Source organism: Exiguobacterium sp. s95 (assembly GCF_018618655.1).
Lineage (GTDB): Bacteria > Bacillota > Bacilli > Exiguobacteriales > Exiguobacteriaceae > Exiguobacterium_A > Exiguobacterium_A oxidotolerans.
Genome location: NZ_JACSMM010000002.1, coordinates 1 through 23215 on the forward strand (window position 1 = coordinate 1; position 23215 = coordinate 23215).

The 23215-nt window shown below is 46.1% G+C and carries 21 protein-coding genes; 12 read left to right on the plus strand and 9 right to left on the minus strand.

The features are described 5' to 3' along the window. Positions 1-895, minus strand: an 895-nt coding sequence (locus KNP99_RS04705; protein ID WP_215193047.1) for an RNA-guided endonuclease TnpB family protein, incomplete at its 3' end; no start/stop codon positions are given. Between the two features lie 204 nt (positions 896-1099). On the opposite strand from KNP99_RS04705, the gene KNP99_RS04710 reads away from it, so the two are divergent. After that, the gene (locus tag KNP99_RS04710) at positions 1100-3142 is read left to right on the plus strand and encodes a putative bifunctional diguanylate cyclase/phosphodiesterase (protein ID WP_215193048.1); all 2043 of its coding nucleotides are present in this window, start codon (positions 1100-1102) and stop codon (positions 3140-3142) included. Positions 3143-3405: 263 nt separating this feature from the next. On the opposite strand, the gene KNP99_RS04715 is transcribed toward KNP99_RS04710, so the two are convergent. The 3 genes from KNP99_RS04715 to KNP99_RS04725 are packed head-to-tail and all read right to left on the minus strand — an operon-like array spanning position 3406 to position 5438. Then, entirely contained in the window at positions 3406-3753 is a 348-nt protein-coding gene (locus KNP99_RS04715) for an iron-sulfur cluster biosynthesis family protein (RefSeq protein ID WP_088837850.1), read from the minus strand. A gap of 51 nt (positions 3754-3804) precedes the next feature. Further along, on the minus strand, positions 3805-4533 hold the full coding sequence (locus KNP99_RS04720; protein WP_214767096.1) for a tryptophan-rich sensory protein: 729 nt from the start codon (positions 4531-4533) through the stop codon (positions 3805-3807). A 59-nt stretch (positions 4534-4592) separates the two neighbouring features. Then, on the minus strand, positions 4593-5438 hold the full coding sequence (locus KNP99_RS04725) for a DegV family protein (protein WP_214807155.1): 846 nt from the start codon (positions 5436-5438) through the stop codon (positions 4593-4595). A 192-nt stretch (positions 5439-5630) separates the two neighbouring features. Between KNP99_RS04725 and KNP99_RS04730 the strand changes: the two genes are divergently transcribed. From KNP99_RS04730 to KNP99_RS04755, 6 genes are all read left to right on the plus strand, one after another. Next, positions 5631-6176: a helix-turn-helix domain-containing protein gene (locus KNP99_RS04730; protein WP_088837847.1), complete on the plus strand. Its 546-nt coding sequence runs from the start codon at positions 5631-5633 to the stop codon at positions 6174-6176. A 12-nt stretch (positions 6177-6188) separates the two neighbouring features. Beyond that, positions 6189-7283, plus strand: a complete 1095-nt coding sequence (locus KNP99_RS04735) for an ABC transporter ATP-binding protein (RefSeq protein WP_215193049.1) — start codon at positions 6189-6191, stop codon at positions 7281-7283. Further along, a complete protein-coding gene (locus KNP99_RS04740; protein ID WP_214807158.1) occupies positions 7280-8089 on the plus strand; it encodes an ABC transporter permease in 810 nt (269 codons plus the stop codon). Before KNP99_RS04735 ends, KNP99_RS04740 begins: the two co-directional genes overlap by 4 nt. Then, on the plus strand, positions 8086-8889 hold the full coding sequence (locus tag KNP99_RS04745) for an ABC transporter permease (RefSeq protein WP_088837844.1): 804 nt from the start codon (positions 8086-8088) through the stop codon (positions 8887-8889). The genes KNP99_RS04740 and KNP99_RS04745 overlap by 4 nt, the downstream gene beginning before the upstream one ends. A 15-nt stretch (positions 8890-8904) precedes the next feature. After that, positions 8905-9966: an ABC transporter substrate-binding protein gene (locus KNP99_RS04750; protein WP_371816049.1), complete on the plus strand. Its 1062-nt coding sequence runs from the start codon at positions 8905-8907 to the stop codon at positions 9964-9966. Positions 9967-10095: 129 nt separating this feature from the next. Then, complete coding sequence (locus tag KNP99_RS04755) at positions 10096-10605, plus strand: hypothetical protein (protein ID WP_029331533.1); 510 nt, start codon at positions 10096-10098, stop codon at positions 10603-10605. 33 nt (positions 10606-10638) lie between these two features. Here KNP99_RS04755 and KNP99_RS04760 read toward each other — a convergent pair whose 3' ends face one another. Next, a complete protein-coding gene (locus tag KNP99_RS04760; RefSeq protein ID WP_029331532.1) occupies positions 10639-11247 on the minus strand; it encodes a YktB family protein in 609 nt (202 codons plus the stop codon). Positions 11248-11370: 123 nt separating this feature from the next. Here KNP99_RS04760 and KNP99_RS15495 point away from each other — a divergent pair, with 123 nt between their 5' ends. Further along, positions 11371-13065, plus strand: coding sequence for a GGDEF domain-containing protein (locus tag KNP99_RS15495; RefSeq protein WP_214807160.1), 1695 nt, complete (start codon positions 11371-11373; stop codon positions 13063-13065). Positions 13066-13272: 207 nt separating this feature from the next. Here the strand turns inward: KNP99_RS15495 and KNP99_RS04770 are convergent, their stop codons facing one another. From KNP99_RS04770 to KNP99_RS04785, 4 genes are all read right to left on the minus strand, one after another. Then, positions 13273-13923: a homing endonuclease associated repeat-containing protein gene (locus KNP99_RS04770; protein WP_088837840.1), complete on the minus strand. Its 651-nt coding sequence runs from the start codon at positions 13921-13923 to the stop codon at positions 13273-13275. A 278-nt stretch (positions 13924-14201) separates the two neighbouring features. After that, positions 14202-15851: a peptide ABC transporter substrate-binding protein gene (locus tag KNP99_RS04775; protein ID WP_214807162.1), complete on the minus strand. Its 1650-nt coding sequence runs from the start codon at positions 15849-15851 to the stop codon at positions 14202-14204. Between the two features lie 664 nt (positions 15852-16515). Continuing rightward, a complete protein-coding gene (gene bcp, locus KNP99_RS04780; RefSeq protein ID WP_214807164.1) occupies positions 16516-16965 on the minus strand; it encodes a thioredoxin-dependent thiol peroxidase in 450 nt (149 codons plus the stop codon). A 14-nt stretch (positions 16966-16979) separates the two neighbouring features. Continuing rightward, a complete protein-coding gene (locus KNP99_RS04785; protein WP_215193050.1) occupies positions 16980-17822 on the minus strand; it encodes a hypothetical protein in 843 nt (280 codons plus the stop codon). Positions 17823-17948: 126 nt separating this feature from the next. Between KNP99_RS04785 and KNP99_RS04790 the strand changes: the two genes are divergently transcribed. The 4 genes from KNP99_RS04790 to KNP99_RS04805 all read left to right on the plus strand — a co-directional run bounded on the left by KNP99_RS04790 (position 17949) and on the right by KNP99_RS04805 (position 23169). Then, positions 17949-18236, plus strand: a complete 288-nt coding sequence (locus KNP99_RS04790; protein WP_088837836.1) for a HesB/YadR/YfhF family protein — start codon at positions 17949-17951, stop codon at positions 18234-18236. A gap of 130 nt (positions 18237-18366) precedes the next feature. Continuing rightward, positions 18367-19911, plus strand: a complete 1545-nt coding sequence (gene pruA, locus KNP99_RS04795; RefSeq protein ID WP_029331525.1) for an L-glutamate gamma-semialdehyde dehydrogenase — start codon at positions 18367-18369, stop codon at positions 19909-19911. Between the two features lie 79 nt (positions 19912-19990). Next, positions 19991-21502 carry a sodium/proline symporter PutP gene (putP, locus tag KNP99_RS04800; RefSeq protein ID WP_285800494.1) on the plus strand — a complete coding sequence of 504 codons (1512 nt, stop codon included), beginning with the start codon at positions 19991-19993 and terminating at the stop codon, positions 21500-21502. Between the two features lie 446 nt (positions 21503-21948). After that, the gene (locus tag KNP99_RS04805; RefSeq protein WP_088837834.1) at positions 21949-23169 is read left to right on the plus strand and encodes an Nramp family divalent metal transporter; all 1221 of its coding nucleotides are present in this window, start codon (positions 21949-21951) and stop codon (positions 23167-23169) included. Positions 23170-23215 lie beyond the last annotated feature (46 nt).

Consider the following 23215-nt stretch of genomic DNA (forward strand, 5'->3'; position numbering starts at 1 on the left):
AGATGGACTTGCTCAACTTGCGATTCTTCTGCATGTTCTTCACTTGCAAGGTCTCGATGCCGATGACGTCGTGGTTTTTGACGATCTCGATCGATACCTTGTGCAGGAAATCGGTTCGCTTGTTCGCGATCTTCTCGTGGATGCGGGCGACCTTCCGCTTCTGCTTCTGGTAGTTCTTCGCCTCGGAAAGTGTTCCTTTCTTGTCCAAGGCCAACCGTTGACGACGAGAGAGTTTACGTTGTTCACGTGCCAGCTTTTTCTCAAGCGAACGGAAGTAACGGTTATTCTTGTACACCGTGCCGTCCGACAGGGTGGCGAAGTGCTTCAACCCGACATCGACGCCGACGGATGAGCCCGTCTTCGGCATTTCGTTGCTCTCCTGCTCGACGAGCAGGGAGACGAAGTATTTACCTGAAGCGTTCCGCCGGATGGTCGCGTTCAAGATGCGTCCGACGACCTGCCTCGAGTTGGCGAAACGCACCCACTTCAGCTTTGGAATTTTGATTTTTGCGCCGACAATCGAGACTTCTGGAAGTTGAGACTTACCTTGAATGTTCGTCTTATACGATTGAACAGGGCTGCACTTTGACTTGAAGCGGGGCCGTTCGTTCTGCTTCTTGAAGAAGCGGTCAAAGGCATCGGCAAGATGTTTGACGCTCGTCTGCACAGACGTGCTATCGACTTCTTTCAACCAGTCGAACGCCTGCTTCAACGACGGGAGTTCTTTCGAACAAGACCCGTAGGACAGTCCTTTACCTGTCGCTTTGTATGTCTCATCCCACTTCGCTAAAAAGTGGTTGAAGACGAAGCGCGAACAACCGATCGTCTTCGCGATCAGGATTTCCTGCTCTTTTGTCGGGTAGATTCTGAATTTGTAGGCCTTGTGAGTCAACAAGATTTTTCACCTCCTTCAAAAAGAATATACCCGAAAGAGAGGGTGGCGATTCATCTCCCACTTTCACTCGGGCTTCACCCGAATTGTTTAGAAGTGGGCGTATTCTCGCCTGATTTTGATAAAAATTCGAAACAGTACTGAAAGAAATGACGAATTAAGACGATACTAATAGGAATGTCAGTCAAAAAGAGAGGCACTTACACAATGAATGAATGGATCATACTACCGAAACACTATGAAGAGGCACTGGTCATCCTATCGGTTATCGTCGCCATTGTCGGATCCTACGCCTCGCTTGAACTCAATCGACGCTTGGCTAAAGCGACGTCCTTAAGAAAACGAACACTGCTTCTTTCATCATTGACGATGGGGTTATCGATTTGGGGCATGCACTTTATTGGAATGGGTGCATTCGAATTATCGGTCGCGGTCAATTATGACTGGGTCCTGATGTTACTCTCGGTCGTACCCGCGATCATGGCTGCATGGATTGCCTTTTATTTATTATATTATTCTGCGATTACGCGTAAAAAAGTCGTGCTTGCAGGTTCACTCATCGGGATTGGAATTACAATGATGCATTACCTCGGGATGGCCGCGATGCAGTTTGGGGGAGATATCCGTTATGACACCGGCATCTTCACTCTTTCAGTGTTAATTGCCGTGACGGTTGCCTATGTGGCGCTATTATTGCTTTATATGACGCGCCATGTCGACAAAAAACGCATTTTAATCCCTGTCGCGACATTGATGGGCTTAGCCGTATCAGCGATGCATTACGTAGGCATGCTCGGAACGACATTTTGTATACCGGCTGATTCCACTACCGTTTTGTCAAATGACCCGATCACGTCGAACATCTTGAGTGAAGTGGCGATTCCAATCTTTATTTTAATCATCTTGATCACGGGACTCTACATCCACTTGGAACGACGCGCACTTCAAATGATGGCCTATACGGACCATTTGACAGGGCTGCACAATCGGCGCTGGCTTGACCATCACATGATGAAGGTGGATGGACAATACAACCGCTCGAAACAAACGATGGCGATGGCGTTGATTGATTTAGACGGCTATAAATGGATTAATGACACATTCGGTTTTGATCAAGGGGATACGATCATTCGTCAGTTCGCAGATCGGATTAAAGAAATCCTCGGTGAAGAAGAAACCTGTATCCGCTATAACGGAACACAGTTTTTCTTGATTAAACAAGTCGATACGGAACAACTTGAGGCTTCATTTAATCAAGTGCTCGAGCAAATCCGTCAACCGATGCTCCTTGAAAATCAAGAGATTCATTTAACTGCGACGATTGGTGTCATCTTGCCGAATCCAGAAGAAACGTTAGAGATGCGGATTGGTCAGATGGAGAGTGCCTTACGGGCTGGAAAAAATGAAGGGCGCGATCGGTTTGTTTTATATGATGAATTGATTCACTCGGATCGACGGGAACAGTTGATCGTCGGTTCACTCCGAAAGGCGATGACCGATTACAAAGAATTTAATCTCGTCTATCAGCCGAAGATTGCGTTAGCGACAGGGAAGGTCGAACAAGCAGAGGTCCTGATTCGGTGGAACCATCCGAAACTCGGCTTCATCTCACCGGCCGAGTTCATTCCGATTGCTGAAAAGTACAGTTTGATTCATCGACTGACAGAATGGGTCTTGAAGGAGACGGTCCACCAGATGGAGTTGTGGAAAAAGGAGGATCACTTCATTCGTCAGGTGTCGGTCAACTTATCAGCGATGCACTTCCGGTCCGAGTCTCATAATTCAATGATTAAAGAGATTGTCCATCATTCACTCGAACGCGGGGGAGAGCTTCATCTTCAACTCGAAATTACGGAAACCTCTGTCATGGAAAACTTGGAACGGGCCCTGATGATGCTTGGTGAACTGAAACAGTTGAGTCTGACGATTGCTTTGGATGACTTCGGAACAGGGTTGTCTTCATTGACCCACTTGAAGCACTTACCAATCGATATCTTAAAGATTGATAAATCGTTCATCGATGAGGTTCCGCATGACGAGCGGGGCACGGCCATCACGGAAATGATCATTCAATTAGCGAAAAGTCTCGGAATTGAGGTCGTGGCGGAAGGTGTCGAAACACTCGAACAACACGAATTTTTAAAACGCCTCGGCTGTGATTATGGACAAGGGTATTACTATAGCCGTCCGATGAACGTCAAGGACTTGGATCAGCAGACGATTGAGCGTACAGTACGTGATGTCGGCTAAAAAAATGTTGTTTTTTAAATCCAATCACGGATTGGTTACGTAAGCTAGATAAGCACGCCGGCATGATGCGTGCGAAGATATGGGGGACGAAAAACGTATTGGTAGTAGGTTGATCGGGCGGAAAAACCTACTCGACTCGTGTACGATGCAGACAGAACTCTAGTACATTTTATAGATGACCGTGACTCTGTAATCAACGCAGCCTCTGTCTGTCCAACTATTACAAAAGGCAGCTTCCACAAGGGAGGCTGCCTTTTTTGTACTTACCGATTCGGTGTCAACTGACAGCCGGTATGATCGGTCACAAGAACATTCGTATTGAAGTATTGTCCGTCGCTTTTTAAAATCAGTGATTTTGATTCTTCTTTATAATCGAGTGTCATGTCTTGATCGAGAAAGTGACTCGACCAACGTTTGACGAGGACGGGACCGACATTTGAATCAATCGTCATATCTTCGTCAGTCGCCGACTCGACGAAACGGATACTGAAGATACCGGAGTTTCCACAACCGCATCCTTCTGTGTCGTAATAAAGATGAAGCTGTCCTTTAATGTCACCGCGCAATTGTTCAATCCGGTCAAGTGCGGGACGTGTAAATGTGATGTTCATGACAATCACTCCTTTGTCTCCAGTATACGCGTGTTTCAAACAGAAATAACGTTACTTGCTCACATGGATTTGCCGACGCATCCGGACGAGTAAGAAGACGTATCCTGCAAGAAGGACGACGACGCTACCGAGGACGACCGTATCAACGAGACCGTCATCTGATTTAAAGTTGATCGCGATATAGGCCCAAACGAAGACGAGCGGATAAATCGGATCGCGGTTCGCAAACATAAAGATGAGTGCGACAATGACACCTACCGGAAGCATGATCATCGTCCAACCGGCGTCACCGATGCCGAGCAACTTCGTGATGCCTTGCGTCTGCATGACGATGAAGACGTTAACGATTGTCGCGACCGAGACCCAGCCGATGTAAAGGGAGAACGGGACTTTAAAACGAAGGGCTTTTGTTTCGCGATCGACCTTCGAGTAAATGACCATCAAAGAAGCGAGTAGACCAATCATGACGACGAGCGTCAATGGAAAAAGTTTGTAAGCGAATGTGACGATCCAAGCGGCATTAAAGAGACAACTAATCAAAAACCAAGGACCGATTTTTTTTGCGATTTCATGTTCTTTGAATTTCGGGATGGTCTGTAAAATTAACCAAACAAGTAAAACACCATAAATGAGTCCCCAAATCGAGAACGCGTACCCGGCAGGTTTGAACAACGTCGGAATCGTGTCGGAAATACGACCGGTTTTCCCACCGTCGAGTGCGTTAACTGTTACAGCAAAGATGAAACCAAGCCAGTTCAACCAAATCCATTTATTTTTCAATAGAAAAACCTCCTTTAATCTCTAAAGAAGGTTTACCCTGAATCTTTCAATTTTAGACATTAGTGTCGGCTTGTCGGATTTAAGAATGACATGCCAATCGCCGGATTCCCGGTGTGTGAGCCGAGGACAGGCGTAAGATCGTCAATACGAATCGAGACATCGAAGCGCGCCTCGAGTTTTACTTTCCATTCCCGTGCTAAGTCGTACGCTGTGGCATGAAACAGTGAAATATCCGTTACGTCACCACGTTCAAGGATTTCGACGAGATGATCATAAATTTTGGAGTGCGCTTTCTTGAAGGTCCGAACCGTCTGGTAAGGAACGATTTTGCCCTCCTCGAAGTGGAAGAGCGGGCGTAATTGAAGTAAATTACCGACGAAAGCTTTCGTCGATGAAATGCGACCGCCAGCTTGCAACTGTTTTAAGTTTTCGACGGTAAATTCGATGTGATGATCGAACCGTCGTTTTAAAATCATCTGTTCGATTTGTTCAATCGCAACTCCTTGTTCTGCTAACTGGATCGCTTCCGCAAGTAATTGTCCTGCTGGATAGATACCGCAACGGGAATCAATCGCAATCAGACGAAAACCGGCAATTTCTGCTCCTTGAATGGAAGCATTATACGTACCGCTCAGTTCGCTTGATAAATGAACGGCAAATCCGAAGTCATAGTCTGCTTTTAGTTTTTCATAGTGTTCCGTAAAAGTCCCAATCGAAGGTTGGCTTGTCGTGACCTTATGACCGGCATCGATCCAGCTATAGACAGTCTCAGCATTGACATCGACACCGTCGATAAAACTTTCACCATCCTTCATGACAAGTAACGGGACGATCGTTAAGTCTTGATGGTCGACGATTGAGTTTGGCACAATCGTCGTACTGTCTGTAATCCAAGCAATGCGCATCGTGAATTCCTCCTCATTTTAGTACCTGATATTAATTGTAGGTGTAAGCGTTATCGGTGTCAAACCCTCCTGAAAAAAGTGAGTAATTTCCCTTGCTAAAAAAAGTCAGTACGCTATAATCGGTACGTGATTAGTAAACTTTCAGTCGTCTTATACTAAACTCAGGAACAGTATGGGAGAGGAGGGCGTAAAGTGCGTACGATTGGCAATAAAATTAAAAACCTGCGTCTTCAAAAAGGATTGACACAAGAAGAGCTCGGGGAAAGAACCGATTTAAGTAAAGGATATATTTCGCAAATCGAGCGAGAGATCAGTTCTCCCTCGATTGAGACATTATTTAGCCTCCTTGAAGTATTAGGCATATCAGCAAGAGACTTTTTCGATGAGGAGGCGCTGAATCAGAAAGTCGTTTATACACGAGACGATGTCACGAGTTATGCCGATGAGGAACGAGGGTACCACGTCACCTGGTTGATTCCGGAGTCGAATGAAAAAGAAATGGAGCCGGTCCTGTTGACGCTTGCTGCGAACAGTTCATTTAAAGCTTATGAACCGTCCGGATCGGAAACATTCGTTTATGTCCTCAAGGGTAACGTGACACTCGCACTCGGTCGACAAATATTCCGGGCGAAACAAGGTGAGACGTTCTACTATAAAGCGTCAGAAATCCATCAACTACGAAACGAGTCAGCGACGGAGGCGAAACTTCTCGTCACAGCAACCGACTCGTATCTTTAAGGAGGAACTAAAGTGACAACGAATACGATCATTCAATTCAAAGAAGTATCAAAACAGTTTGACGACCAAACCGTCCTCGACGGTGTCAGCTTCGAAATCGAGCGGGGGAAGTTCTACACATTGCTCGGCCCATCCGGATGCGGTAAAACGACAGTCCTGCGCTTGATTGCCGGTTTTACGGAAGCGACAGCGGGTGAAATCATCTTCAACGGAAAACGGATTAACGATGTTCCGGCGAACAAACGTCAAGTCAATACGGTTTTCCAGGATTATGCCTTGTTCCCGCACTTAAACGTCTTCGAGAACATCGCCTTCGGCCTCCGAATCAAAAAGGTCAAAGAAGCAGACATTAAGCAACGTGTCCTTGATGCGTTGAAGTTCGTTAACTTATCGGGCTATGAAAAACGGGAAATCACAGAGATGTCGGGTGGACAACGTCAACGTGTCGCGATTGCCCGGGCAATCGTTAATGAACCGGAAGTGATTTTACTGGACGAACCCTTGTCAGCACTCGATTTGAAGTTGCGGACGGAGATGCAATACGAGCTGCGCGACTTACAGCGTCGTCTTGGGATTACGTTCATCTTCGTCACGCATGATCAAGAAGAAGCGCTTGCGATGTCGGATGAAATTTTTGTCTTAAATCATGGTTCAATCCAACAATCGGGGACACCGACCGACATTTATGATGAACCGATCAACCGCTTCGTCGCCGACTTCATCGGTGAATCGAACATCATTCCGGGATGGATGTTAAACGACTACCTCGTTTCGTTCGCTGAAAAAGAATTTGAATGTGTCGACCGGGGACTTGAATTGAATGAGCCGGTCGAAATCGTCATCCGTCCGGAAGACTTAGAAATCACGAATGTCGCCCAAGGGAAGCTGCGGGTGACGGTCGATTCACAACTCTTCCGCGGCGTCCATTATGAAATCGCCTGTATCGATGAAGTCGGAAATGAGTGGCTCGTCCATAGCACGAAAAAAGCGACAGTCGGTGAGCATATCGGTCTGACATTTGATCCGGAAGCGATTCATGTCATGCGTCTGAATGAGACGGAAGAGGACTTTGATAAACGGCTTGAATCGTACGATGGGGTGTTATGATGCAAAAAACACGTAACTGGTACCTGATTCCCTATACATTTTGGATTGCCTTGTTCGTCATCGCACCAATCGTGCTTGTCATCTATTATTCGTTCCTTGATTTAGATGGAAACTTCTCGTTCGTCAACTATCAGAATTTCTTTACCTCGACGTATTTGACGATGACGCTCAGTTCATTTTGGTATGCTTTTTTAATCACGTTGTTTTCGCTTGCGATCGGTTATCCGACGGCCTATTTATTGACGAAAACGAAGCATAAACAACTTTGGTTGCTCTTGATCATCTTGCCGACCTGGATCAATCTGCTGCTGAAAGCCTATGCCTTCATCGGACTGTTCAGCACGTACGGACTCGCGAACCAAACGCTTGAAGCGATTGGCATCGGACGGAAGCAAATCCTGTTCACGGACTTCAGCTTCGTCTTCGTGTCGGTCTACATCTTCATCCCGTTCATGATTTTGCCGATTTTTAATGCCATCGAAAAGTTAAGTCCGTCGCTCGTCTTTGCGGCACGTGACTTAGGGGCATCGAACTTTACGACATTTCGTCGTGTCGTCTTCCCGTTGACGATTGATGGTGTGAAGTCAGGCTGTCAACTTGTCTTCATCCCGGCGTTATCACTCTTCATGATTACCCGCCTGATTGCCGGGAACCGTGTCATCACGCTCGGTACAGCAATTGAACAACAATTTCTTGTCACCCAAAACTGGGGGATGGGTGCGACAATCGCCGTCTTCTTGATCATCGCGATGGCCATCATTCTCGCCTTGACGAGTACAAAACGGAAGAAAGGAGCGACGGCATGATGAAACGGTTTAAACTGGCAAACCTATATTTGATTGGTGTCTTCATCGTCTTGTATGCTCCAATCTTCTATCTCGCATTCTATTCGTTCAACAGTGCAGATAACATGACGAACTTTGATTCCTTCACGTGGGATTGGTATAAGGAAGTCTTTCAAGATTCACGCCTCTTGATCATCGTCTTGAATACACTCGTCATCGCCTTGCTCTCAGCAGCGATCTCGACGATTGTCGGCGTGTTCGGTGCAATCGGGATTCAAGCAGTTCGGAAAAAGCGGATTGAAACGTCGCTCCTGACACTTAATAGTATTTTGATTGTCAGTCCGGACGTCATCATCGGTGCATCGTTCTTAATCTTCTTTACGATGCTCGGGATTCAACTTGGCTTTACATCCGTCTTACTGTCGCACATCGCGTTTTCTGTCCCGATCGTCGTCATCCTCGTCTTGCCGAAACTGCAAGAGATGAGCCCGACGCTCGTCGATGCGGCACGTGATTTAGGGGCAAGTCGTTTGGACGTCCTGACGAAAGTCATCTTGCCGTACATCACACCGGGGATCTTTGCCGGATTCTTTACGGCACTGACGTACTCACTCGATGATTTTGCTGTGACATTTTTCGTGACGGGGAATGGGTTTACGACCTTATCCGTTGAAATCTATTCATTGGCACGCCAAGGGATTTCGATGAAAATCAATGCCTTGTCGACCGTCATCTTCTTATTTACGTTCTTACTTGTCATCGGCTACTATTTCTTGAACCAACGTTCTGTAGCGAAGTTGTCACGACCGGAGGTGAAATGACCGTTGAAAAAATTAATCCAATTGTTCGTAACGATTTTTTTAATCTCGGGCGTCATCCTGTTTGCTTTGAACCGCTTAAACGCGACACAAGGTTATTCCGGGGGAAATGTCTTGAATATTTACAACTGGGGGGATTACATCGACCCGGACTTAATCGATCAGTTTGAAGAAGAGTCAGGAATTAAAGTCGTCTATCAGACATTCGACTCGAACGAAGCGATGTTGACGAAGATTGAGCAAGGAGGGACGACGTATGATATCGCCGTTCCTTCAGATTATGCGATTGCGAAGATGATTGAAGAAGATCTCGTCATCCCGATTGATCAATCGAAAATTCCGAATCTCAAGCATATCGATGATCGTTTCCTTGATTTGCCGTTCGACCCGGGCAATCAGTATTCGATCCCGTATTTTTGGGGGACGGTCGGCATCGTCTACAATCAAAAACTGCTTGATGGAAAAGAACCAACGAGTTGGAAAGATTTATGGGACCCTGCCTTTAAAAATCAAATCTTATTAGCGGACGGAGCCCGTGAAGTGATGGGGATGAGTCTAAACAGTCTCGGTTATTCCTTGAACGAAACGGACGAAGACAAGCTCCAGGAAGCAAAAGCGAACTTGATGGACTTGACGCCGAACGTCAAAGCGATCGTTGGAGATGAAATCAAGCTACTGCTCGCAAACGAAGAAGCCGGAATCGGGGTCGTCTGGTCCGGTGATGCCAATGAAATCATGAGTGAAAATGAAGACTTGAACTACGTCATCCCGTCAGAAGGGTCGAACGTTTGGTTTGATAATGTCGTCATTCCAAAAACGGCGGAAAACGTCGAAGGGGCACATGCGTTCATCAACTTCATGTTGCGCCCGGACATCGCTGCGAAGAATACGGATTATGTCGGCTACTCGACACCGAACAAAGATGCTTTAAAACTCCTCGACGCAGAGGTACGGGAAGACGAACGGTTCTATCCGGATAAAGCTGTGACGGATACACTCGAAGTCTACAAAAACTTGGGGAAAAAGATGCTTGCCCATTACAATGAATTATTCTTAGAGTTTAAAATGCATAAAAAATAACACAGGACTGGTATCCCACGGATACCAGCCTTTTTTAAAATATTTTTCTAAAAAATGTATGGAAGATGAGTATTTTTTGAGAAATGGGGGAATGAGTTATTTAACAAAGTATTTTTAGGAGGTAACACCATGAAACGAATCTTAGGACTTATCTTAACAGCAGCTCTTGCCGTCAGCGTCGTGTCAGGCACTTCATATAATCAATCAGCAGAAGCAACGAAACCAACGGATGTCAATTGGCTTCAACATATTAAGAAGAACGCCGGTTATGCTAAGTCACTCGACAAAAACGTTAAACTTAACCGAACGACACTCGCACAGGTACATAGTGCATATAAAGGTGAAAAAAATTCGAACTGGTGCCAAAGTGGTAACGGGCTTATGACACCCGATCGTTCCGTTCATTATTGTTCGACGTACGGAGTAAAAGACAGTAAAGCAAAAGTTTCAGCAATCGTATATGATCCGAAAATGGTCAAACGCACGATTTCTGTCAAGGAAGTAAAAAAAGCGTATCCAACTGCTAAACTTGATCCAATGTTCAACACGATGACCGTTTCAGCGAAAAAGGTCAACATTTATCTAAATTTAAATTCTGACCGTACACAAGTCATGTCAATTCTAGTAAAATATAACTAATGAGAAAAAGGATGACCTTATAGGCCATCCTTTTTATTTAACCTTTTTATAGACCGGCACGAGATGGTCGTAGGTATTTCGAATCAATTCAAGTAATGCATCATGGGACATTGTGCTGACTTTTTGGGCGGAAACATGCCGTCCGATTAAAAATTCAGCTTTTTTTACATCACGAAAACGAACTAATCCTTGTTCAAGGTTTGCATCAGTCACACGAACTGCTTCTTTTTTCATGTGATCGTAGGAAATGACGAAGTCCTCCGGTAAGTCCTGTAACAAATTTTGTTGCTCGAGAAGTTGCGTCGCGTATTGTTGTTTATTAGGAAGCTCGTAGATATAAGCGAGCCAAATGAACAAATGATCATCAAAGAGTCCGACTTGGAAATGCGGATGTTTTTTATAACCACGTTTGTTTGGAGAAAACGCCATCCACGTATCATTAGGCGGGTTTACCTTGCGTCTTGCATGTTGTGCGATGTGCACATACATATCCTCTGCGAGGTTGACTGTCAAATCGGGTGAGACTTCAGCGCCGATCTGCCGAAAAACAGGTTGTATCCGTTCCCGGATCGCTTCCATCCGGTTTTCTAACCCTTCGATTTCAAACGCTTCGAAGGCTTCCTTTGTAAATTGAGTACTCATGTATTCATCACCTCTGTTTACATTGTAACAAATCTGTCTAGGAAAAAGAGCGTTTGAAGATTTTCTTAGGTGCAATGCAGTACACTTAAAAAAATAAAAATTTTTTAGGAAGGGGAACTCAACGTGCGTCGTTTTCAACAATACCTCCTTCGAAGCTGGGTCGTGTTCTTTATCGTCGTGATTGTCATTGATCTTATCGCGAGAGCAGACGGATACAGCCTCAGCATCGATTACTTTACATTCTTTTTGGTAGTAGCGTTATCGACGATTTTTGTCGTCGACCCGGTTCGTCGAAGACATATGAGTTTTACGTTCCACTTTGGTTTTGTCCTGTATACCTTTTTAACATACGGATTGTTATCAGCGATTTGTGTCGGACAATTGACGATGCTGATTTACCAATTGCGTTCATTTCATACGGCAATCGGACGACGGCGTATGCTGCACAATTATCCATTCAACGTCACGCTTGAACTCTTATTGATTTTGCCGGCAGGTTTAGCCTACAATGCGCTCGGTGGAACACACGGTCCGGATTTTTCACTCATCGGGAATATCGTACCGCTCGTGACGATGGTCGTCATCATGTGGGTCGTCCTTTTGTTCCAATATACATTGTCGAACTTCTTACTCGGAGAGAATATCCCGAGCAGCGTCATGATCCCGTTGCTACGATTTGAAGCAGTCGTCATTACGGCAGAACTGTTATTTGGAGTTTTTAGTACCTTGATGGCCCAAAACAATGGAATCAGTGCATTGGTCATGACGGCATTTGCATTATTCATCATCAAACGTGCGCTCGGCAGTTCAGTTCATGCGAGTGACCGGATTGAACACTGGGAACAGATTGAGCGTCTAAAAGAAGCAGCGTGGCAGGACGGGGATTCCCAGTTCATCATCGAACGCTACTTAAAACAACTCAATCAATTCGTTAAACCTGACATCGCCTGGATAAAGTTTGATTTTGGAGAAGGAAAGACAGTCTATTATTCGCTGAAAGATGGACGGAAATTAAAAGCGGATCACGTCGAAGGAATCATCATCGAAGAATTGATTGAAAAAGAGGAAGTTCTCCTTTACGGCATGCAACAGGAGTGGGACATTCGCCTCTACGATTGTCTTCCTGAAGAAACACAATCGATTCTGTTCATCAAACCGGAAGCGACGGAAACCATCAATTGCTCGTTATTTTTAGCATCGGAAGCAAGTGGTGAATTCACGACAGATTTTGGTTATGAGCTGTATCGTGCATTGCGTGTGTTATCCTGGGCCGTTGAACGGGCCCAAGAACGACAACATCTTTTAATCGATAGCCGGACAGACGCCATGACAAAATTACCGAACTACCGTGCCTTGCAAGAGTGGGGCGATCGACGAATCAAGCAAAAGGATTTGTATCCGTTCTCGGCATTGATGATTGACTTGGATCACTTCAAGAAAATCAATGATACCCATGGTCACGAAATCGGAGATGTTGTATTGTTCGAGGTCGCTAAACTCTTGATGCAGGCAACACGCATCACAGACCTTGTCGCGCGGTACGGCGGAGAAGAGTTCGTCGTGTTATTACCGAATACGGACATCGAATCGGCACGAATCGTTGCAGAGCGCATCCGTGAGACGCTACACGCCAATCCAATCGAAGTATCCGGTCATTCGTTAGAAATCACCGCAAGCATCGGAATCGATACGCTGAAAGAGTTAGGCGATCTTGCGAGCCTGATTCGAAATGCAGACCGTGCGATGTACGTAGGGGCTAAATTCCAGGGGCGTGACCGCGTTGCGTCATACCAAGAATGGAAAGAAAAAGTGATTTAATATAACGGTGCTGACTCATAAGTGTAGCCCAAACAATCTTTTTGACAGACGTTTTCGTCCTACATCAAATCAAGTGGCCGATGCTTCCATCTTTTCACGGAAGCATCGGCCACTACTATTAAACATGAAACAGACCAGTCGAGGTTTCGACTGGTCTGTTTAGCGTGTGAACTATAAAACAAGAAGAAAATGAATGCACTAGACTGATTATTGCGCTTGTTGGTTACTCATACGGATTTCACTCTCGATCGCATGAATAGCGGCTGACCATGAACCATAGCGATGGAGCAATGCTTTTGTAGAGGGTTTGTTGTTTCGCTTCGCCCACTCACGGTAAGCTTCAAAAGACAATGAGAATCCGACTTCTTCAATTGCTTGTCGAAGTGATGCCGCAAGCTCAGCTTTCGAATACGTGACGCTTGCTTCGAGTCCTGCTGCTGTACAGGCATCATGCCAAGAACCAAACATCTTCACAATATGATAGTGGCTCGGTGCATGGTGAACCGACTTCCGCCAAATTTGGTACTTCTTCAAGGTAATCGTCGAACCGACATCTTTCGCATACCGGTGGAAAGAATTCAGAATTTCATCTTTCGTATATTTCGGTGCCCGCTCCAGCTCTTCCGGTTGCTGATCGATATGCCATTCAAAACCTGCGGCAGATAAAGCTTCCGGCCACGAACCGAATTGACGGATGATGTTTTCAGGTAATGGCCAACCATGTATAACGGCATAGCGGCGGTAGATCGTCCGGCGTGGCCGGTCTTGAATCAGTTCGCCGACTGCACGGATGGCTTCAATCATCTCGATTTGTTCTTCTGTGAATGTTTGTTGACTCGTCAGTACACGTTGCTTCAAAGATGAGTCCTCCTTCCTAAATAATCGTAGTGTTGAGGCAAAAGTCCTCTATATAGAATGTATCGGCACTTTTTCATTAAATCTGAAGAATTACCGCGAATTATTGTAAAAAAAAGTGAATTTAGTTTCTTCTGCATAAGTATAAATGGAAGTAATACAAATGAAAACAGAATGTTACCACTTTTTAATCAATATTTAAAAAACAGTACATTCGCCCCATATGGAAAAAAAGACCAGACCCGCGTAAAGCGAGGCTGGCCTTTAGAGATCTTGTATGCTTATCTTCCTTCGATGTATGTCCATTTGAACGAAGTATCCGCTCCGACTTTGTGGTTGACGATTCCTTTAACGTAAGGTTTACGTAAGAGGGAAGCACCGCGTTGGTACATGACAGAGATTGCTTGATCGTCTTCGAGTAAGACTTTTTCAGCATCCTTCAGTGACTGCCAGCGTGTTTCGGCATTCGCGTCTTTCATTGCAGATTTGATGAGTGAATCGTACTTTTCGCTTGAGTACTTACCACGGTTGTACGGTCCACCAGTCATCCACATATCGAGGAACGTCATTGGATCCTGGTAGTCAGGTCCCCAACCAGCGAATGAAAGTTCGAATTCACCTTTCGATTCAAGATCTAATTTGTTTTTGAATGGCTGCTGCTTGATTGTTACTTCAAGACCAGGAAGGTTTTTCTCCCATTCACCTTTGAGGTATTCAGAGATTTTTTTCGAGTTGTCATCATCATATGAGAGAAGCTCGAGTTTAACTTTGTCTTTGCCTTCTGCTTTTAGACCTTTCTCGAATGATGCTTTTGCAGATGAAGCATCGAATGAACCGAAGCCTTCGTTGCCGTCGCGGAAGTCTTTTCCGTCCGGACCATTTGCGAATTCTTGCGGGACATAGTAGTATGCCGGGATTGAACCGTTGTTTAAGAGGACTTTCGCCATTTGTTCTTTGTCATATCCTGAGTCGATCGCTTTACGGATATCTTTATTTTTGAGCAATTCGTTTTTGAAGTTCATTTGGATATAGTACATTGATGCATCGAGACGTGTTTGGAAATCTTCATCATCTTTATATTGATCGACGAATTCGCTTGTCAAACCGACTGTATCGATGTCGCCTTTTTCGTACAGGTTGACAGCCGTTGAAACTTCTTTAACGACTTTGTAGTTAACTTCTTCAAGTTTAACTGCGTCAGCATCCCAATACTGATCGTTCTTTTTGTACGACCAACCGACTTCTGTTTTCCAGTCTGTTAGTTGGAATGGACCGTTGTAAAGGAAGTTTTCAGGATCTTTCGCGAAATCTTTACCTTTTTCTTCGACGAATTCCTGCTTAAGCGGCATGAATGAACCGAATCCAGTCAAGGCTTTGAAGTAGTCTGCAGGTTGTGTCAACTTAACTTCGAGTGTCTTGTCATCCACTGCTTTAACACCGACATCTTCCGCTTTCCCTTTACCAGTGTTGTAGCCTTCCGCTCCATCGATGACATACATGATATAAGCATATTGCGAACCGCTATCAGGGTCGAGGACACGTTTCCAAGCATATTCGAAGTCTTTTGCTGTGACATCGCTGCCGTCAGACCATTTTGAATCGCGTAATTTGAATGTGTATGTAAGTCCATCTTCCGAGACGTCAACACTTTCTGCAACACCTGGTGTCGGCTCTTGGTTTTCATCAAGACGGAAGAGACCTTCTTGAACGTTGTTTAAAACTGTGAAAGAAACAGAGTCTGTCGCGACTGTCGGGCTAAGTGCCGGGATGTCTGATCCGCTTGTTAAATTCAAGACTTGCTTGTCATCTGATTTTGCAGTGTCTTTCGAGCCGGATGTGTCTTTCGAGTCATCTGTTGATGAACAAGCTGCCAAGCTTGATCCTGCGATTGTTAGTGCACCAACGAGTGCGAGTGTTTTTTTCTTCTTCATAATGATAAGTTCCCTCCCAAGAATAAATATATATGATGATAAAATGAGTACCCGGTAGTTAGAGCGATCCGGTGTCCTATGAAAAAAAATAAGAGGGGTCATCGCCTTTTACTTTTGTTGAAGGAAAGCACCGGATCAACTTGTTTCTAATAATAAATACAATATTCAGAAAAATCAATAGAATATTTTCAGATTATTTCAAAAACATTAAAAATATGAGTAATGCCAAGGTTTTTTATGTGAAAAAAATTTTTGAAAGGATAAAATTGGTAGCGATAAAATGATTGTAAAATTAAAAAACACGCTACATCCGTAACGTGGTCAGCGTGTAGACAAAGTGATATCGGAAGATGAAAGCGTCTTTTTTCGTTGCTTTCCTCGGGCGAGGCGCAAGCCGTTGCTCCTTGATCCTAACGGACAACGAGCAGGGGCTTGTCTGCCTCTGCAAGTCGCGTTAAAAATGCACTTTTTCCCGTAGGAGTCAACGAAACGTGACGCTTTTTAGGTAATACCATGACAGAAATCCGGGCATGGAGACGGTTTAGAGCGCAATCCGTCTCGAATCGTTTAGAACCGCGAACTTTGCCTCTCGTTATAGCATATTTACTCTTCATAAGAGTTTGTCTACATTGAAACAGGCTACATCAGTAGCGTGTTTTTCTTTTTAATCAAGTGATTTTACGTAGTTTAAGGCTTCAGTAACATGATCTTTAACTTTAACGCTCCGCCATTCTCGGATTAATTCACCCGCCTCATCAACTAAAAACGTTGAACGGACGATCCCATAATATTCCTTACCGTAGTTCTTTTTGAGTTGCCAGACCCCATACTGTTCGCAGACCGTATGATCGACATCAGAGAGAAGTTGAAACGGAAGTTCATATTTTGAGATAAAGTTTTGATGCCGTTTTTGACTGTCAGCGGAGATCCCGAGGATGACGGTATTTTCAGCCGCGAAGGCGTCCGTCGCGTCACGGAAGTCACAGGCTTCCGTCGTACAACCCGGTGTCGAGTCTTTCGGATAGAAGTAGAGAATGACTTTCTTACCACGATAATCGGCGAGTGAAATGTCTTCGCCTGTAGCGTTCGGTAACGTAAATGTCGGTGCGTTCATAAAAGAGTCCTCCTTTAACCTAGTTCCATGTTCAGTTGATCAGCGTATTTTCCGAGTTTCTTTTGTAAGCTTTCCTTTAATGGGTCAAGTGCGATTAAATATTTTTCATAGTCTGTTCCGGCCTTCGCAGTTTTGAGTAATAGATCTTGTTCATCGACATACCAGTCCGCGTAATCGGAATAATAATCGACTAATACTTCGGGATTGCCTTCGTTGCCGAGTGCCATACCGTAAATCATTAAGATGTTACTGTTCATCTCGAGTGCCATATAGTCGGTTTGGGCATTGACGCGTGTGAACACTTTATCCTGTTCATCTTCCGGTGTGTTCCCGACGGCTTCTGCTGCTTTGGCATTGACACCGTATTCGTCTGCATTAAATGAATCAAACATCTCAGCGAGCGTCGTGAAGACGGCTGGTTCAAAGGTCGTTGGTGCGATGACAGCTTTCCATTCCCCATCTTTTTTCAGGAATAACTTCGACGCACGGTTTGGGAGCGGGGACCCATCCGCATCATTGAATTCATGGATGATATAGGCGACGTCGCCTTGTTGGAAGCTTTTAACGACCTTGCCAGGCGTGACGTTCAGGTTTTTAGCACCAATCGCTGCTGCGCGTAACGGTTCGGACTCACCCGTGTACTCAATCTTAGCGAGTGCTTTTGCATCAGCTGATCCCGTTTTCCCTAACGTATCTTGATAGGCTTGATAGACATCAAGAACGGCTTGATCGGCTTGCGCAACTTGTTTCGTTTCCGTCGTCTTCGGGGATTCAGTATCTGTAGAGGAAGTGGAATCGTTCCCACATCCGACTAACAGAATGCTCGTTGATAGTAGAGCTGTGATTAATCGTTTCATATAGGACCTCCTAAATCAGAATCAACAGGAATGATGGAATGAAGTGTTTACTGTCTTCACCATACAGGATATTCGCTTTTTTGAGTAGGAAATAGGTACACTAGTCTAAAGGGGAGTGGATAAAACATGAAAATTCACGTAACGGATGAAGCATTACAATACTTTAAAGATGAGATGGAAGCGAAGGAAGGCGACACGATTCGCTTTTTCGCGAAATACGGCGGATCGACGGATTTGACACAAGGATTTTCGGTCGGTGTCCATATGGAAGAAGTCGAACGGGCAGCTGTCGAAGAAGTCGTGGACGGGATTCATTTCGTCGTCTCCGATCAAGATGAGTGGTTGTTCCAGGAGCAGGACGTCAAGGTCTCAATCCAAAACGAAGAGATCGTCTTTTCCCAAGCAACTGAATAATTCGAGCGAAACGTGAGCGGGAGAACGTAGCCTGCTCATTTTTTTTGACTAGAATAATTGTAAGCGGCGTCATGCTTCTGTACAATGGAGAATGTAAGCGATTAAAAGTATGTATAAAGGGGGAATAGAGATGATTCCGTACAAACACGAACCATTCACGGACTTCTCACAAGAAGCGAACAAGAAAGCGTTCGAGGAGGCACTTGCACTCGTATCGCAAGAGCTAGGAAAAGATTATCCGCTCGTCATCGGGGGCAAACATGTGACGACGGAAGATAAAATCGTTTCGGTCAATCCGGCAAACAAAGAAGAAATCGTCGGACGTGTCTCAAAAGCGACACAAGCACACGCAGAGGATGCGATGCAGGCAGCTGTCACAGCATTCGAAACGTGGAAATTCGTCAATCCGAGTGTTCGTGCGGACGTCCTGTTCAAAGCGGCGAACATCATCCGTAAACGCAAACATGAATTCTCGGCGTACCTCGTCAAAGAAGCTGGGAAACCATGGAACGAAGCAGATGCGGATACAGCAGAAGCAATCGATTTCCTTGAATATTATGCACGTCAGATGCTCGTCTTAAAAGACGGCAAAAAAGTCGAGAGTCGTCCGGGTGAATACAACCGTTACGATTACATCCCACTCGGTGTCGGGGTCATCATCTCACCATGGAACTTCCCACTCGCGATCATGGCAGGGACTGCGGTTGCGGCAATCGTCGCCGGAAACCCGATTCTCTTGAAACCGGCATCGACGACACCAGTCGTCGCTGCTAAATTCGTTGAAGTCATGGAGCAGGCAGGTCTTCCGGCTGGCGTCTTGAACTTCATCCCGGGACCAGGGGCAGAAGTCGGGGATTACCTCGTCGACCACCCGAAAACACGTTTCATCAGCTTCACAGGCTCACGTGATGTCGGTCTCCGGATTAACGAACGTGCTTCGAAATTAAATGACGGTCAAATCTGGCTCAAACGTGTCATCGCAGAGATGGGCGGAAAAGACACGATGGTCATCGATGAGTCAGCCGATCTTGATTACGCGGCAGACATGATCACAAAAGCAGCATTCGGCTTCTCAGGTCAAAAATGTTCAGCGTGTTCACGTGTCGTCGCACTCGACTCCGTCTACGACGAGTTACTCGAAAAAGTTGTTGCGAATACAGCAAAACTGAGCATCGGGAACCCGGTCGACGTGACGAACAACGTCGGTCCTGTCATCGATGCAGCGGCATTCAAAAAAATCACGTCGTACTTCGATATCGCAAAACAAGAAGGACGGATTGCAGCAGGCGGAACGGCTGACGATTCAACCGGTTTCTTCGTTTCACCGACGGTCGTCGCCGACGTTCAACCGACGGATCGTTTGATGCAAGAAGAAATCTTCGGACCGGTCGTTGCATTCACGAAAGCGAAAGACTTTAAAGAAGCAATCGCGATCGCGAACAACACGGAGTACGGTTTGACAGGGGCAGTCATCACACAAGACCGGACAAACCAAGAGTACGCACGGGCGAACTTCCATGTCGGGAACCTCTATTTCAACCGTGGTTGTACAGGTGCAATCGTCGGGTACCAACCGTTTGGCGGCTTCAACATGTCGGGAACGGATTCAAAAGCCGGTGGACCGGATTATTTAACACTCCACTTGCAAGCAAAAACGACTTCAGAAATGTTCTGAATTAGTGTTTAATAGATGAAACGGGTATGCGACCTGCATATCCGTTTTTTTTATACACCATAGAAAAGGGGGAGCAAGGATGAACGGAATGTGGTTAGCGATTTTACTGTATCTCGGTCTGATGGTGACGCTTGGCGTGATGGCGTATTACCGGACGAAAAACATGAATGATTATATGCTTGGAGGACGTACGATCGGGCCCGTCGTCACTGCACTCTCAGCCGGAGCAAGCGATATGAGCGGGTGGTTGTTGATGGGATTGCCGGGTGCGATGTTTGCAACTGGTCTGTCCAGTGGATGGATCGTGATCGGCCTATTGCTCGGAGCTTATGCAAACTGGTTGCTTGTTGCGCCACGTCTGCGGGCGTATACCGCGCATGCGGGCGACGCCATCACGATTCCCGACTATTTCGAAAAACGATTCCATGACAAAAGTGGTGTGTTGCGTACAGTTTCAGCTGGAGTTATCTTAATATTCTTTATAATGTACGCATCGAGCGGGTTTGTCGCCGGCGGCCGATTGTTTGAAGCGGTCTTCGGTTTAGAGTACACGACGGGTCTTTGGATTTTAGCCGGTGTCGTCATCGCCTACGTGTTCCTTGGCGGATTCCTCGCCGTCAGTTGGACGGATGTCGTCCAAGGGATGATCATGGTCATCGCGCTCTTGATCGTTCCGGGTGTCGCCCTTTCACTGAGCGGCGGGATCAATGAGACGCTCGAGACGATTCGGACGACGGATGGTTCAAAACTTGAACTGTTTAAAGGAACGACGATTATCGGCATCATCTCCTTACTCGCTTGGGGACTCGGCTACTTTGGTCAGCCGCACATCATCGTCCGTTTCATGGCGATACGTAACTTGAGTGAAATGAAGTCGGCCCGCCGGATTGGGATGGTCTGGATGACCTTCTCCATCATCGGCGCGATGGTGACAGGATTATTCGGTTATGCGTACTTTACGCAACAGGCGATTGAGCTGAACAACCCGGAGAACGTCTTCATTCAGCTTTCGCGTGATCTATTCCCGGGCTTCATTACCGGTCTCTTACTCGCAGCGTTACTCGCTGCCATCATGTCGACGATTTCGACACAGCTACTCGTCTCTTCGAGTGCTGCGACCAATGACTTTTATCAACGCTTCATGAAGCGGACGCCTTCAGACAAAGAGTTGATGCTCGTCGGTCGTATCATGGTGCTGGCAGTTGCCTTACTTGCCATTGCGTTATCGTTCGGCGCACAAAAATCGATTTTGACACTCGTCGGGTACGCGTGGGCAGGATTCGGTTCTGCTTTTGGTCCGGTCGTCTTGTTCAGCTTACTGTGGCGCCGGATGAACAAAGCGGGAGCACTCGCTTCGATGCTGACGGGATCCGTCGTCGTCATCGCCTGGATTTTAGTCAAACTGTACGTGAAGGATTTACCGTTCTATATTTCGGAGATGTATGAAATGATTCCTGCATTCCTCGCGTCGACGATTGCACTCGTTGTCGTCAGTCTGGCGACGGCTGAACCAAGCGAAGCGGTCTACCGTGAGTTTGATGAAGTAAAGGCGCAGTTGAAAGGTGTCAAACCAGAGCAGAAAATCGTGTGAGTGAACAGCAGGTCATGTAAGGACTGAACTCAGACTGTAGACAACGTGCTATCGGGAAATCAAGCGTCTTTTCCCGTAGGAGTCAACGAAACGTGATGCTTTTTAGGTGATACCGTGACGGAAAGCCGGGTATGCAGGCAGTTTAGGGCGCAATTCGTCTTGAATTGCCGTGAAGACGAGTCAAGACGGGGAAGCGCAGTAAGACAGTATGCGAATAGATAAGCTTCAATCTTCATCAGCGTTTGTCTACAATCTGATCGAAGTTCACTTGAATGTGAACTTCGATTTTTTTTGTGGTTAGAATGCGCGGTCAAAAAGAATGGTAGATGGCTTGATTTCAGGACTGAATGATTCAGTTTACTTTGTTAATAAGTATTTCCGTGAAGCATGTATGTTGCCTGAAGGAAAGAAAAGCGTATACTTGCAACTAAAGAGAGGTGTTCAATATGGTCAGTCAACCGGTAGCACCGGTCGAACGATTGAAAAAAAGACAATTTATCGGTCCGGCCTTTGTTGCCGCCGTCGCGTACCTCGACCCGGGGAACTTTGCGACGAACATGACGGCCGGCGCCCAGTACGGATTTTTATTACTTTGGATCATCGTCGCAGCGAACTTGATGGCGGTCGTCATCCAAACGTTGTCAGCAAAACTTGGACTCGTCAGTAATATGAGCTTGGCGGAAGTCATCCGGGACGAGTTATCACCTGTCGCCCGACTGTTTTACTGGGCACAGGCGGAACTCGTCGCCATGGCGACGGATCTCGCGGAATTCGTTGGTGCCGCACTCGGATTTCATTTGTTATTTAATATTGATATGAAAATCGCTGCGCTGTTAACAGCCATCGCGTCGTTCGTCATTCTCGGCTTTGAACGGAAGGGCTTACGCCATTTCGAAGCCGTCATCGCTGGACTGGTCCTCGTCATTGCCGTTGCATTCGCGATCCAAGTCATTCAGGTCGAGCCGAACGTGCGGGACATGGCAGGGGGCTTGATTCCCGGATTCGAGGGAACACCGAGTATCGTCCTTGCTGCCGGGATGTTAGGGGCAACGGTCATGCCGCACGCGATTTATTTGCACTCGGATTTGACGAAACGCCGGATGGGGAAAATTGCGGATAAACGAGGATTGATGAAGATTCAGACACTTGATATTTGGGCAGCGATGTTAATCGCAGGGGCGGTCAATGGGGCGATGCTCGTCATCGCGGCGACAGTCTTCTTCGGAACCGATCAAAAAGCAGCGACACTTGAAAGTATTTTTTCAGGACTCGGGACATCGCTCGGTGGAACAGCACCCTACCTGTTCGGGGTCGCCTTACTCGTCTCCGGTCTTGCATCATCAAGTGTCGGGACGATGTCCGGCGATGCGATTATGCGTGGGTTCCTAAAGATTGAGATTCCGATTTTCCTTCGTCGGAGCATCACGATGGCACCAGCCATTGTATTGTTGTTATCGGGATTTGATCCGACGCGTGCTTTAATCTGGAGTCAGGTCGCCTTATCGTTCGGGATTCCGTTCGCGCTGATTCCATTGATTCGGGCAACGTCGAGTGGGCGAATCATGGGTGACTTCAAGAACGGGATGAAGATGAAACTCCTTGCCTGGAGTATCGTGACGATCGTCATCATCTTCAATGTCTATTTACTGGTTGATCTTTTAGTTTGAATATTCTGTTATTTTGTTTTGTAAAACAGTCGCACGGGTAATGAAT